This is a genomic window from Chryseobacterium indologenes, assembly GCF_002025665.1.
Classification (GTDB): Bacteria; Bacteroidota; Bacteroidia; order Flavobacteriales; family Weeksellaceae; genus Chryseobacterium; species Chryseobacterium metallicongregator.
This window is the reverse complement of record NZ_CP018786.1, coordinates 2173594-2186819: the sequence shown is the minus strand read 5'-3', so window position 1 is coordinate 2186819 and position 13226 is coordinate 2173594. Positions and strand designations below refer to the sequence as shown.

The window sequence follows — 13226 nt, the reverse complement described above, 5'->3', positions numbered from 1 at the left end:
AATATTCGCTACTTTTTATTCATCATTCAATTTTTATCAAATTAAATTGTACATTTGTCTTTCTATTATGCAAAAATTTCTCAGAGTCTTTTTTGTTTTTTCTTTACTTCTGATATTTGTTTCGAATGTCAGCGGGGTAACGACATGTCTTGATCATGCCAGGCACGCCAAAAGTAAAGTAATCTATAAAAAAGGTTCAAAAGAAGAGAAAATTCCTACCTTTTCCCAGGACGACGAATGTCAGTGTGCTCTTCATATGCATATGACTAATATTCTTCTTCCCGAACCCTTGAATTTGGATTTTGCTATCGACACTACTAATGATAACGAGATGCCGCAGCCGAAAGCCATTTCATATCGTTGTCTTCTTGATTTTTTCAGCTCCAGAGCTCCCCCATCCACATTTTCTACGGTAGCTTAATCTATGCTGCCCTAATATTTCGTTTACAGATTTTTGAGTCTGTACTGTAATTCCGTGGATACCTGTGTCTTCACATTAGTAAGGATATCCGTTTATTAATGGGCATTTTCGATGTCCGTACATCCCTATTCATGACTACCAGTAATTTTAATTATTCGGGAATAATTCATTGTATTTCCCCAAATTCTGTGAAACTTTTCAGTCTAAGTTTCATCACCGCATCGTCATTTCTGTATGCTCAGTCCCGTTCTGAAGATTCTTTATCTACAGTGGTTCAAACCGTTGAGGTCATCGGAAGAAAGTCTAAAGATTATACGTCCGACTACTCTTTTGCAGCCACCAAGATAGCTATGAAAAATAAAGATCTGCCTTTAACGCTTAATACCATTACCAAAGAGCTCATCACCGACCGTCAGGCTTTCCAGCTCGGAGATGTAATGAAAAATGTGAACGGAGTCTCTCCTTCCAGCTATTATAACCAATATAACATTCGGGGAATCAGCCAGAATGAGGAAGGTCAGATCATTAATGGAATGCGGACAAGACAATATTATTTCCTACAGCCTATGACAGCCAATATAGAACGTGTAGAAGTTTTCAAAGGTCCGGCAAGCATTACCATGTCCAGCGTAGATCCTGGAGGAACAATTAATATGGTCACGAAAAAACCATTATCAAATCCACGTCACGAAATCAGCTTATCGGGAGGCAGTTTTGAAACTTATCGTGTCACTACGGATCTTACAGGTCCTTTAAATAAGAGTAAAACTTTATTATATCGTTTTAACGGAGCGTATCAGAATGCTCATTCATTCAGGGATCATGTTAAAAACAGCGGTATTCTGATTTCACCTTCTATCACTTTTGTTCCAAATGAAAAAACATCCGTGAATGTAGAAATGATTTTCAATGATCTTTATGGAAACCTTGACAGAGGACAGCCGATTTTCGGAGCAGTTGCAGGAAAAACAGATTTATACAGCACTCCAAGAAATCTGAATTTAGGAGCTCCGGATGATTTTTTTAAAACCAGAGAACTCATAATAATGGGAACAGTTGCCCATCATTTTAACCAATCCATCAGTTTCAATGCTTCCTATATGAAGCAATATTGGAGAGAAAACCTGCAGGAGCACAGAACAACCAACTCTTTTGTGCCTGATATGGAGAACAAACCGGTTTCCAGCCTTGCCATGATGCAGTTTGTACAGAGAAAGCAAAACTGGGCTACAGATAACATTAATGCTTATTTTAATTTTAAATTCAAAACAGGATCTGTGCAACATCAGGCTTTGATAGGCTATGACAGTCAGATCTGGGAAAAAAGCAAAAGCGGACAACAGAATGCGGCAAGAGGATTTCTTTTGAAGAACGGTTCTGTAGCTTCTTCTTACAATCCAGCAAAAGCTTCGGAGTACCAAACCGTTAATTATAATGGAACAATCATTCCAATGCCTAATGTCACACCATTTGATCTGAATCCGGGAGCTGTAAATTATCAGGGTGTGGATTTTAATACACTTAATGTGATTACGCCTTTACCTTCTGCTCTTACCACAACACATGCAGCTTATATCCAGCATCTTTTGACCTGGAAAAAGTTTAAAATCTTATCGGGAATCCGTCAGGAGTGGTTTCAGGATATTACCAATTTCAAAGAAGCCAATGAAACCTCTTTTACCAATAACAAACTGCTGTACAGATTCGGTATTACTTATAGTGTAACGGATCATATCAATGTGTATGGGACTTATTTAACAGGCTATCAGCCTCAATCCAATACCGTAACGTTGATGCCTAATACCTCCAGTCTTACAGGATCTGCAGCCAGATTTAAACCTTTAACTTCTGATCTCAAAGAATTGGGAATCAAAGCACAACTTTTTGGAAGAATTTCCCTGAATCTTGCGGTGTATGAAATCAACCAGAGAAATATTCTAATCAATGCCAATAATCCTTCGGAACCTGACGAACTTGTACAGCGTGGTGCTGACCGAAGCCGTGGATTTGAAGCTGAGTTTTCGGGACATATTCTTCCTCAGTGGCATATTTACGGAGGCTACAGCTATATTGATGCTAAAATACTGGATGACACCAATCGTGATCTTGTAGGAAAAAGGAAAGAAAACACTTCTAAAAATTCGGTGAATATCTGGACCCGTTACAATTTTTCAACTATTGAATTCCTAAAAGACTTTGGAATTGGGGCCGGAATGCTTTATCAGAGTTCTAAAGTTCCGTGGTTCACAAGGAGTTTTGAACTTCCCGCCTATACTACAATAGATGCCGCTTTATATTATACACCGGCAAAAACTGTTCAGCTCTCTTTTAATCTGAATAATATTACCAACAAAGTCTACTGGATCGGGGCTCAGAACTACTTGAGGCTGTTCCCGGGAACTCCAAGAAATTATTTACTAACTGCTACTTATAAATTTTAAACTATGGCTATTTCAAACTTACAATTGATGGTAAGAAAAACCTGGCAGGATTTGTTTAAAGGAAAACAAAATCTGCTCACCACTGTTGCCGTACTCCTGTTCTGTATGCTGAGTATTGGCATAGGATATACAAAATACACGGATTCTTTTTCGAAAATAAAAGAATACCGGAAAGAAGTCCGGGAAAGCTGGGAGCTCAGGCCTGATAAGCATCCACATCGTATGGCCCATTATGGTTATCTGGTTTTCAGAATCGGGCATCCCTTAAATATTTTTGACAACGGACTGGATGATTATTTAGGAAATGTCATATTTCTGGAGGCTCATAAACAAAATACTGCCAACCTTTCGGAAGCAGGAAGTTCCGGAACTTTAGTCCGATTTGGGGCGTTTAGCAGTGCCTTTATTCTGCAGAGTATTGTTCCATTGATTATTCTTTTTCTGGGATTTGGATTAATTGTTCAGGAACGGGAAAATGCCACTTTAAAGATCATTAGTGTGCAGGGAACTTCCGGAAGGGATATTATCTGGGGTAAAATCCTGGGACTCTGGCTGTTTTCTTTATGTTTCCTGATTCCGGTCATTCCTATTGTTTTCATGGCTGCCTTCATGTCGGAGACTACCAATACAGCGGATATTGTATTACGATTATCATTTCTGTTACCTGCTTATATGATCTACTACTTTTTTATCTGTACATTGACTGTTGTGGTTTCTGCGAATAGTAAAAGTACCTCATCTGCGTTGATCAGCCTTATTGGTTTCTGGCTTCTTTTCATCATTGTTTTGCCTAAAGGAATTCAGTTTGCAGCACAGAATTTATATCCTGCACCTTCCCGGATTGCTTTCGAAACCACTCTGGAAAAGGATATTTTAAAATCGGGAGACAGCCATAATCCTGATGATCCGCATTTCAAAAAGATTAAAGATTCTTTACTGGCAAAGTATCAAGTGAAAACAACCAATGAACTTCCTTTTAACTACGGTGGATTCGTCATGAAGGAAGGAGAAAAGATAAGTTCACAGATTTACATCAGACATCAAAAGGAATTGCAGACCATTTACAACAAACAGCAAGATCTGACAGATTTTTCAGGGTTGATTAATCCTGCCATTGCAATCAAAAATTTTTCCATGATTGCTACAGGCACAGATTTCTTCTCTTATAACCAGTTTCAGAAGCAGGCAGAAGAATATCGTTATCAGATGGCTCAGCATCTAAATGATTTGCAGATTGAGAAGATCAGTAATATTAAACCGGAAAATGGAGGGCCGCCTGCTGTCATCGACAAACACAACTGGGAAAAGTTTCCGGATTTTCAGTACCGGTATACTCCCGTTCTGGAAAGTCTGAAAAAACAACCCATACCTGCAGCTGCATTAGTTCTCTGGATGGCTGTCTGCATTATTGCGATTGAAATAAGTGGAAGAAAATTAAAATTAATCTAAATGAATCGTTATTTATATACCCAATTTTACCGTAACAAAGCCTATATTATCTCACTGCTGTTTTTATTGATAGCCGGACTGATGGCTATTTATACAGGGAAAAAATTTTTAGACAGAAACGAAGATACTATCTCCAAAAGTGGAGCATTTCAAAAAGAAAGTATAGAAAGGAATACAAAATTTCATAAGGATGATCTGGGACTGGTTCTTTACTATATTAAATTCAATCTGGTGGATGAAACACCTAAATTGGCTGCTTTAAATATCGGAATGCGTGATTTAAATCCTTCTATTCAAGGAGTAACCATCCGAAATCTGGAAGAACAACGCTACAATGCTGACTTTTATAATCCCGCCAATGCAGCGGTTGGAAATTTTGACTTTAGTTTTGTCATTGTTTTCCTTTTTCCACTGGTGATTGTGGCATTCTGTTATAATTTGATTTCTGAAGAAGAAGAAAGAGGAACCTGGAAACTGCTTTCCGTTCAAAGTGGTAATTTGCAAAAGCTTCTGGATCAAAAGATGTTCATCCGTCTTTTGGCTATGACGGCTGTTTATCTTGCATTAATTATCATCGCTTCGGTTTGGATTAAAATACCCTTAGACTCTTCCTATATTGTTTTTGTGATCAGCGGTTGGTTGTATATTCTGTTCTGGTTTGCCCTTTGCAGATGGATTGTTTCTTTCCGGAAATCATCAGCTCAGAATGCATTAATCCTTCTGATCGTATGGGTGGCAATCAATTTTATTATTCCGATGAGCAGTAATATTCTGATACAAAAGATCTACCCTGTTCATGAATCCCTTAAAGCAGTAATGGAACAAAGAGAAGGTTATCACAACAAATGGGATGAAGCCAAACGTCCTACCATGGAAAAGTTTTACAAAACCTATCCACAATACAGCAATTTCACTGTGGAAGAAAATGATGCGTTCACCTGGACATGGTATTATGCCATGCAGCATATGGGAGATCTTGAATCGGCAAAATCTTCAGAACAGTATACGGAAAAAATGCAGAAACGGAATCAGGCAGCAAACTATTTAGGCTATCTCCTTCCGAATCTTCATACTCAGCTTGTAGAAAGCCATCTGGCAAAATCTGATATGCAGAATCATTTGCAGTATGCTTCATCCCTCAAGAAATTCCATGAGAAAAAACGATTGTTCTTCTATCCTCTTATTTTTTCCGGAAAGAATGCTGAATCTATCAACTGGGCACAACAAACGATAGAGGTCTTCAAATTCTCTTCCTCTATTAAATGGATACAGATCCTTCTTCCCTACCTTATCTTCATTGCTTTATTCATCATCCTTTCACAATACAAATACAGAAAACTATGTTAAAAACGATCAACTTACATAAAAAATACAACGATTTTACTGCCCTTCATTCTCTCAATCTGGAAGTAAAGAAAGGAGAAATTTTTGCGCTACTCGGGCAAAACGGAGCAGGAAAAAGTACAACCATCAATATTCTTCTGGGACTCATTAAAGCGACCTCCGGAGATGCTTTCATTAATGATATTTCGGTAAAAGAAGAACCTCAAAAGATTAAGAAACACCTTGCGTACATTCCTGAAACAGTGCTTTTATATCCTAACCTTACCGGAATAGAGAACCTTGATTTTTTCTCCAAAATCGCAGGTTTTGATTATCAGAAAGATGAACTGGCTGCATTACTCAAACGTACAGGATTGCAGGAAATCGCACATCATAAAGCTTTGGGAGGATACTCCAAAGGAATGCGCCAGAAAGTAGGAATTGCCATTGCTTTGGCCAAAGATGCAAAAGTACTTCTTTTAGATGAGCCTACCAGCGGACTGGATCCCATTGCTACAGCAGAATTTACAGAAATTGTACGTCAGCTGGGTAAAGAAGGAAGAACTGTTTTAATGGCTACTCACGATATCTTCAACGCAGTGAGTGTAGCCACCAATATTGGCATTATGAGACAGGGAGAACTGGTACAGAATTTACCTTCCAAAGCATTTACAGCACAGGAATTACAGGAGCTGTATCTGCAAACAATCTGATGACTCCGTTACTTCAGTAAGTAACTTTTCATATTAAATATCAATTGGTTGATGCCCGGTGACGTTTTCGTTACCGGGCATTTTTCATACTATATTATTTATGTTAACGCTTTCTTGTATTCTGATAAAGCTCTTTCACGGGCAAAAGTATGCTCTACGATTGGAGAAGGATATGCTGGTGTATTCCATTCCGGAAGCCATTTTTTGATGTACAGTAAATCTTTATCAAATTTTTCTGTCTGGGCCGTTGGATTAAAAACCCTGAAATAAGGAGCTGCATCACAACCTGAGCCTGCCGCCCACTGCCAGTTTCCATTGTTTGCGGAAAGATCGTAGTCGTTCAGTTTTAAGGCAAAATAAGCTTCCCCCCAACGCCAGTCGATCAGCAGATGCTTACATAAAAAACTCGCCACGATCATTCTCACACGGTTATGCATAAAACCAGTCTGATTCAATTCTCTCATTCCGGCATCTACGATTGGATACCCTGTAGTTCCTTCGCACCAGTGTTTAAACTCATCTTCATTATTCCGCCAATGGATATTGTCATACTGTTTTTTGAATGACTGATGAACCACCTGAGGGAAATGATATAAAATCTGCATAAAAAATTCTCGCCAGATCAGCTCCGAAAGCCATACCGCATTATGTTTCAGCGCAAAATCAACACACTTCCGGATGCTGATAGTTCCGAACCGTAGAGCAATGCCGAGTTGTGTAGTATGTTGTAATGCCGGATAATCACGAAACTTATCATAATTATCTATAATAGAAGCTTCCAAAATGGGTTTTTTAAAATCAAAATCCGTTTTTTTGAAACCAATCTCCTTTAAAGTCAGAATCTCAGAATATTTCTGTGGAAAAAGGTTTTTAAAATTTAATTTAAGAGATTGATAATATTCAGGTGTTAACGCTTCCCGCCATTTCTTGGCAAAAGGAGTGTAAACGGTATAAGGAGACCCGTCTTTTTTAATGATCTGGTCTTTATCAAAAATCACCTGATCTTTATAGGCTCTAAAAGGAATATTCTTTTCCTTAAAAAAATAATAGACTTCCTTATCTCTCTCAATCGCCTGAGGTTCATAATCCCGATTACAGGAAACCCCTTCAATAGTATATTCTTCAGATAGTTTTTGGAATATTTCTATAGGTTTCCCATAATAGGTATTGACTTTTGAGTGGTATTCTTTTAATGAAATATTAATACCCGTCAAAGCCTGATGAATATAATCTACTCTGCGGTCCTCTTTATCTTCAAGCTTTTCCAGAATATCGGTATCAAATATAAAAATGGGTATTACCGGAGCATCAGACTGGAGTGCATGATGAAGCCCTACATTATCCTCCAATCTCAAATCACGTCTGAACCAGAAAAGGGTGATTGTATTTTTCATAGAAGTTCTTTTCAATTTCATTGATCATTCCTGCTTGGGAATGACTTCATAACTAAGGATAAAGATACAGATTTTAACTTATAAATAATTTCGGTGATTTACAATATTTGGCTTTACCATTACAGTTTCTATGATGATATGAATTAAAATTTTCCGACATTTGCCCGAATTTAATTGAATAGAAACTTACATCAATGGAAGAATTTGAAGTACCGGTAACGTATAAGGGTAAAGAACTGCTTTTCAACGGAAAGCTGGCCACATTCTCTTATGGATATAAACTGTATGTAGATGTAGATGGAACCGAAGTCGTTATTGAACGTGATGATCACGGAGATTTAAGGGCTCTTCTGCCGGATGCTGCTGCAGAAAAAAATATAGATAAAGGACTTATTGAAGCCATTATTGAGGTTTTTAAAGAACTTCAGGTTTTATAATACGTTCTGCATAAAAAGTCGTCTCAAAAGTCGAACAATTTGGTTTCTGTCATTCTGACGAAGGAAGAATCTCATTAATAACCAAACATATGAGATTCTTAATTACATTTCATTTCATTTCATTCAGAATGACACCTTGGAGATAATCTTTTTCATTTAATTCGTTTATTCAAAAACTACATAATTGACCTTATCTACGCCGGTATTTCCGGTTTTTTCATGATAGGCATACAGAACAAACTCATAATTTCCCGGAGAATTGATTATGTGATTTCCTTCAAAAAGATTGGTTGAAACTAAAGACATATCAATATTCTTTACCCATTTTCCGTCTTTCTTCAGAATTCCTTTCACTTCTATTTCATCGGAATTCCATACTCCTCCTTTATCAATGACACATCCGCACATCATCACAATATTTGCCTGAAATAGGAAAGGCTTATCTTTAATACTTTTCAGGGCAATATACTGATGGGTTCTTGGTTTCAGAATATCAATAATATACCCAGGAATCTCAAGGATTATTCCTTCCCCAAGAATATGTTTCCCGGGAATTAGCCATAGTTCTGTACTTACCACTGCCTGAGCCTGCTTGCTATTCAAAGGAGAAATCACTTCTATATTCACAAATGTAGGTTCATCAATATCTATGGCAGCCATAAAACCTCCTGTCTGTTCGTCTGCAATGGTGTTTCCTCTGATTTTGGGTATTTTCATAATCAGATCGGTATTTCCTGTGCTTCCAGCGGTATTTCCTTCTGCCAGAATTCTTTGATTAAGCTTGTTTCTGATGATAATATGAGCTCCACCCAATGAAGTTCCGATAAACTTCGCATCTCTTGCTTTGGCTCTGATCATGATTTTCGTTTCCGTTGCCGAAATCAGATTCGTGGAAAAAAGAAATGCTGTAACGAGAATTAATGCTTTCATGATTGAATTGATTTTAAATATTCCTGTTTAAACCTGTGGTGAAAAGATTCATTTTTTAATTCCTGATCAATATGATCCAGATAAGCGAAAATCGAAAGATCTTCTGATAATACCTTCAGAATTGCTTTTTCACAACTGTCCCAGATCTGCTCAAGCTGAGGAAGCATTTCAATAGCTTTGGGAGATAATGAAATGATCTGTTTCCGTTTATCCATACGGTCTTTTTTGATGATAACATAACCGCTTTCGTTCATTTTTTTAACGATAACCACAACGGATGGATGCGAATATCCCAAAGGCTCAGCAATATCCGTAATTGAAATTTCACCCTTTTTTTGCAACAGCATAAAAACCAGATACCAATTGGGTTCCACATCAATTCCAAATTCTTTATAAAATTTCCGGACATCGTGAGACATTCGGTCACTGATCCTTTTCAACCTGCTATCCAAAGCTTTATAGCCTAGTTCTTTAATAAAGTCAAAATCCATCTGAAATATATTTACAGCAAATATATAAAAATATAAAGTTAACTATATAGTTAACTTTATATTTTTATGAGTTTAATTAAACCTTAGTAAAAAACTTTACTTCAAAATTGATCTATTTGAAACTTTTCCTGTATTCTCCGGGAGTTACTCCTCTATATTTTTTGAAAAGTTTGGAAAGGTGGCTTTCATCACTGAACTGGAGTTCATAAGCAATCTCACTTAACCTGACACTGCTGTATTTTAAATAGGTTTCGACCAGTTTCAATCTATAGTCCAGCAGATAATCCTGATAAGAAATTCCAGTCTGTTGTTTAAAATATTCTCCGAAATAATTCCCGGAAATTCCAAAATGATCGGCAATGGTCTGAATTCCTGTCTTATCCCGATCCTTTATATGTTGTTGAATATAAGCTATGATCTTCATGATGGAAAAAGCTTTCCGGTTTTCCTGCAGATCTGAAGTTTCACTCCGAATGATATTCCGGGCAATCAGGTTCAGAAGGATCGACATGCAATTTCTGATAATCAGATAATCTTCCGCCTTATTTTTGAATTCATTCGCAATTTGCAGAATAAGGGTTTCTGCAAAATGTTCATCATTGTTATTTCTGAAAACGCACCCTGCTCTTGCATGATAATTATGGCTGATATATTGTAACTTATACAAATTCTCACAACTTTCAATACGGTCTGCTTCCAGACGGATTTTATCAATAAATTCCACCGGACACTGAATGTTGATGAGCCGAGCAGCATCACTTTCAAAACGATACACTTCCTGCTGTGGAATAATGAAAAGCTTACCCTGAGAAAAATTAATGTTTCGCCCATCATAAGTAAGCGTTCCTTTTCCTTTGACAATATAAATGAATGAAAGAAAAGTGTTTGTTTTAAATACAATCTCTTCTTTCAGCTCTAATTCTCTTACATTAATCTCTTCAAGAGGTAATCCTTTCATGATACACTGTATTTTCCTCCAAAAGTACAATTTTAACAGAACACAAAGCGGGTAATTTTGCATAAAAAAATATGAATGTACATCCGAAACGGTGGCACGCACTCAATTTTTTGATTGCGGGTGCTTTTCTTTCACCACTGGATTATTTTATTGTCAATATGGCTCTGCCTTCCATCAAAAAAGCATTGAATGCCAGTGATCATCAGCTTCAGATGGTTATAGCCATTTATGGACTCACTTATGCGGCACTTGTTGTTTGTGGCGGACGTCTGGGTGATATTTACGGTCGCAAAAAAGTTTTTATATCAGGACTATACACTTTCCTGTTTTCATCTCTTGCCTGCGCTTTTTCTCCGGATGTTAAATGGTTGATTATTTTCAGACTTTTTCAGGGTATTGGCGCATCATTGCTTGCTCCACAGGTATTAGCTTCGATAAAAGACCTTTTCAACAGTCAGGAACAACCTAAAGCTGTCAGTCTCTTTAGTTCGGTATTTGGCCTTGCTTCGGTGATCGGACAGTTATTTGGGGGAATTCTTTTAAGCATGCATTGGGGAAATTTTTCCTGGGAAATGGTATTTCTTGTGAATGTACCGATTACGATGATCTGCATTCTCGGGATCCATTTTACAATGGATAACGGTACTAAGAAAGAGCAAACAGAGATAGATTTTGTGGGAGCTTTGTTATTAATCCTTGCATTACTCATGCTCATCTGCCCTCTTATTTTTGGTCAGAAATTCGGATGGGCATGGTGGATTTTCGGAATTCTTATTGCCGGAATTGTATTATTAATTTCATTTTTAAAATATGAAACTGTACAGCTTCAAGATAATCGTCCGATCCTTATAGATCCGGCTTTGTTGCTGCAGAAACCTTTTGCATTAAGTCTTCTGATTATTTTCTTTTATAATTTCACGGCAGGTTTGTTTATTTGCTATCCTTATTACCTTCAGGAGTTTCTTCATCAAAATACAATGCAGACAGGATTTGCCATCATTCCTTATGGTCTTGCTTTTTTTCTGGCACCCTTAATTACTTCCAGATTACAACTGACAGCATCCAAAATGATCTACTTAGGATTAGGTCTATTGACGACAGGCTTTCTGATGAGTGCGGTTACTTTTTATTTTCAGCAGAAACCCTCTTTTCTCACATTTCTGACCCTGTTTATTGCAGGATTTGGACATGGTACCATTATGCCGGTCATGATGCGGACGGCTATTTCTTTGGTTTCTAAAGATAAAGCTGGACAAGCCTCAGGGTTGGTAAGCATAGGAATTCAAATTGGGAGTGTAACCGGAGGAGCTATTATTGGTACACTGTTTTTTAATCTGATCCCAATTCTGGGATTCACAGAAGCATTTGCAGCCGCTATAGGAATGATAGGTCTTTTTCAGCTGGCTGGGCTTTGGGCAGGAAACAGATTAAGGAAAATTATTGACTGAAAGATAAGTTTAAATCAAAAAATATAATACATTTAACAATGAGCAATACAGAAAAGATCATTTGGGAAATAGAAGAATTTCACCGAAATATCGAAAAATGGTTTCAGGGGAAAATCAAAAATCAGGAAAGCCTTTATCAAGAGTTATTAGCCGGATTTTCACAAGACTTTAAAATGATTAATGGAAACGGAGATACTGTTGCCTTTTCTATGCTTGGAGACTGGCTTCCCACCGTATTTGGGAAATTTCCAGAGCGAAGTATTCAGGTGGAAAATATTGAAGTCAGCCATTCTGACGATCACGGACTTGCGACCTATATTGAAACACAAGTCACAGGAGAAATCATAACTAAAAGAAAATCATCAGCGGTCTTTCTGCTCGATAAGGAAAAAGCGCTGTGGCTTCATCTTATTGAAAACTGGATATAAACAGTATATAACAGCCCTGACCCTCTTAGAAAGGCCGGGGCTTTATATTTTTTGAAAGAACTGTTTACCTATTCAGACCAAGGAGAATGTAAAATACAGTCGCAGAAGTTTTTTCTTTCAAAATTCGGGATCATGAAGGCGCAGACATCTGCTTTTATATTTCCGAAAGTAGTTTCTGTTTTATGTTCAAAACCACCGAAAAATGTAGGAATAATCTTCTTTTTGAAATCATTTCTCGGAAATGCTCTGATAATCTCTTCCCGATGTTCTGCACTCAGGTTTTCATATCCTTCTCCCATCACATCCAATCCCACTCCTGAATACATTAAAGCAACCTCATTTTCTTTATGTTCTGCAATTCCAATGGTAGTGTGAAGTGCAATGGCATCCCAAACGAGCTGAAGTTTATCCTGAGCAATACCATGGCCTTTCAAAAAGTCTCTGGCTGCATTGGCTCCGTCTACCTCAAATCTCAGATCAGTGCTGCTGTAATGAGAAACAAGTCCCAGATCATGAAACACAGATGCTACATACAATAATTCCGAGTCATGAGCTTTGTTTTCACGCTTAGCATTTAATGATGAAAAAAGGAAAACACGCAGAGAGTGATTGTAAATAAACTCCGTTCCGTGTTCCAGGAGAAGTTCTGTGGCTTCGGTTGCAATTTTACTGTCCGGGATGATGATTCCCGCAACTTCTTTTATACGATGTACTGACATATCTTTATATATTTTTATCCAAAGATATCCTGATTGGAGAGGTCTGAGAATAGCAATAAATACCGATGAGATGT

Annotated in this window: 13 protein-coding genes; 8 read left to right on the top strand and 5 right to left on the bottom strand. The window is 37.5% G+C overall.

The features are described 5' to 3' along the window. Nucleotides 1-67 precede the first annotated feature (67 nt). The 5 genes from BUE84_RS09885 (at nucleotide 68) to BUE84_RS09865 (ending at nucleotide 6347) form a co-directional block, all read left to right on the top strand. The gene (locus BUE84_RS09885) at nucleotides 68-421 is read left to right on the top strand and encodes a hypothetical protein (protein WP_079241482.1); all 354 of its coding nucleotides are present in this window, start codon (nucleotides 68-70) and stop codon (nucleotides 419-421) included. Nucleotides 422-609: 188 nt separating this feature from the next. Further along, entirely contained in the window at nucleotides 610-2862 is a 2253-nt protein-coding gene (locus BUE84_RS09880) for a TonB-dependent siderophore receptor (RefSeq protein ID WP_238594398.1), read from the top strand. A 3-nt stretch (nucleotides 2863-2865) separates the two neighbouring features. Further along, a complete protein-coding gene (locus BUE84_RS09875) occupies nucleotides 2866-4311 on the top strand; it encodes an ABC transporter permease (protein WP_079241480.1) in 1446 nt (481 codons plus the stop codon). Then, nucleotides 4312-5658 (top strand): DUF3526 domain-containing protein, encoded by a 1347-nt coding sequence (locus BUE84_RS09870; RefSeq protein ID WP_079241479.1) that lies wholly within the window; start codon nucleotides 4312-4314, stop codon nucleotides 5656-5658. It begins immediately after the preceding gene. Further along, complete coding sequence (locus tag BUE84_RS09865) at nucleotides 5652-6347, top strand: ABC transporter ATP-binding protein (protein WP_079241478.1); 696 nt, start codon at nucleotides 5652-5654, stop codon at nucleotides 6345-6347. The genes BUE84_RS09870 and BUE84_RS09865 overlap by 7 nt, the downstream gene beginning before the upstream one ends. A 98-nt stretch (nucleotides 6348-6445) precedes the next feature. Here the strand turns inward: BUE84_RS09865 and BUE84_RS09860 are convergent, their stop codons facing one another. Beyond that, complete coding sequence (locus BUE84_RS09860; protein WP_079243905.1) at nucleotides 6446-7741, bottom strand: cryptochrome/photolyase family protein; 1296 nt, start codon at nucleotides 7739-7741, stop codon at nucleotides 6446-6448. 194 nt (nucleotides 7742-7935) lie between these two features. On the opposite strand from BUE84_RS09860, the gene BUE84_RS09855 reads away from it, so the two are divergent. Next, complete coding sequence (locus BUE84_RS09855) at nucleotides 7936-8178, top strand: hypothetical protein (RefSeq protein ID WP_079241477.1); 243 nt, start codon at nucleotides 7936-7938, stop codon at nucleotides 8176-8178. A 165-nt stretch (nucleotides 8179-8343) separates the two neighbouring features. Here BUE84_RS09855 and BUE84_RS09850 read toward each other — a convergent pair whose 3' ends face one another. The 3 genes from BUE84_RS09850 to BUE84_RS09840 all read right to left on the bottom strand — a co-directional run bounded on the left by BUE84_RS09850 (nucleotide 8344) and on the right by BUE84_RS09840 (nucleotide 10557). Continuing rightward, nucleotides 8344-9108, bottom strand: a complete 765-nt coding sequence (locus tag BUE84_RS09850; RefSeq protein WP_079241476.1) for a hypothetical protein — start codon at nucleotides 9106-9108, stop codon at nucleotides 8344-8346. Continuing rightward, nucleotides 9105-9599, bottom strand: coding sequence for a MarR family winged helix-turn-helix transcriptional regulator (locus tag BUE84_RS09845; protein ID WP_079241475.1), 495 nt, complete (start codon nucleotides 9597-9599; stop codon nucleotides 9105-9107). Before BUE84_RS09845 ends, BUE84_RS09850 begins: the two co-directional genes overlap by 4 nt. Nucleotides 9600-9711: 112 nt before the next feature. Then, complete coding sequence (locus BUE84_RS09840; protein WP_079241474.1) at nucleotides 9712-10557, bottom strand: AraC family transcriptional regulator; 846 nt, start codon at nucleotides 10555-10557, stop codon at nucleotides 9712-9714. Nucleotides 10558-10628: 71 nt separating this feature from the next. Here BUE84_RS09840 and BUE84_RS09835 point away from each other — a divergent pair, with 71 nt between their 5' ends. Together BUE84_RS09835 and BUE84_RS09830 are read left to right on the top strand one after the other, a co-directional pair. After that, nucleotides 10629-12005 (top strand): MFS transporter, encoded by a 1377-nt coding sequence (locus BUE84_RS09835; RefSeq protein WP_079241473.1) that lies wholly within the window; start codon nucleotides 10629-10631, stop codon nucleotides 12003-12005. A 38-nt stretch (nucleotides 12006-12043) separates the two neighbouring features. After that, entirely contained in the window at nucleotides 12044-12433 is a 390-nt protein-coding gene (locus tag BUE84_RS09830; protein WP_079241472.1) for a hypothetical protein, read from the top strand. Between the two features lie 68 nt (nucleotides 12434-12501). Here the strand turns inward: BUE84_RS09830 and BUE84_RS09825 are convergent, their stop codons facing one another. Then, nucleotides 12502-13152, bottom strand: coding sequence for an HD domain-containing protein (locus tag BUE84_RS09825; RefSeq protein WP_079241471.1), 651 nt, complete (start codon nucleotides 13150-13152; stop codon nucleotides 12502-12504). Nucleotides 13153-13226 lie beyond the last annotated feature (74 nt).

Coding starts and splice junctions, on each gene's coding strand:
- BUE84_RS09885 (WP_079241482.1), top strand. CDS start 68: ATGCAAAAATTTCTCAGAGTCTTTTTTGTTTTTTCTTTACTTCTGATA.
- BUE84_RS09875 (WP_079241480.1), top strand. CDS start 2,866: ATGGCTATTTCAAACTTACAATTGATGGTAAGAAAAACCTGGCAGGAT.
- BUE84_RS09870 (WP_079241479.1), top strand. CDS start 4,312: ATGAATCGTTATTTATATACCCAATTTTACCGTAACAAAGCCTATATT.
- BUE84_RS09865 (WP_079241478.1), top strand. CDS start 5,652: ATGTTAAAAACGATCAACTTACATAAAAAATACAACGATTTTACTGCC.
- BUE84_RS09860 (WP_079243905.1), bottom strand. CDS start 7,741: ATGAAAAATACAATCACCCTTTTCTGGTTCAGACGTGATTTGAGATTG.
- BUE84_RS09855 (WP_079241477.1), top strand. CDS start 7,936: ATGGAAGAATTTGAAGTACCGGTAACGTATAAGGGTAAAGAACTGCTT.
- BUE84_RS09850 (WP_079241476.1), bottom strand. CDS start 9,108: ATGAAAGCATTAATTCTCGTTACAGCATTTCTTTTTTCCACGAATCTG.
- BUE84_RS09845 (WP_079241475.1), bottom strand. CDS start 9,599: ATGGATTTTGACTTTATTAAAGAACTAGGCTATAAAGCTTTGGATAGC.
- BUE84_RS09840 (WP_079241474.1), bottom strand. CDS start 10,557: ATGAAAGGATTACCTCTTGAAGAGATTAATGTAAGAGAATTAGAGCTG.
- BUE84_RS09835 (WP_079241473.1), top strand. CDS start 10,629: ATGAATGTACATCCGAAACGGTGGCACGCACTCAATTTTTTGATTGCG.
- BUE84_RS09830 (WP_079241472.1), top strand. CDS start 12,044: ATGAGCAATACAGAAAAGATCATTTGGGAAATAGAAGAATTTCACCGA.
- BUE84_RS09825 (WP_079241471.1), bottom strand. CDS start 13,152: ATGTCAGTACATCGTATAAAAGAAGTTGCGGGAATCATCATCCCGGAC.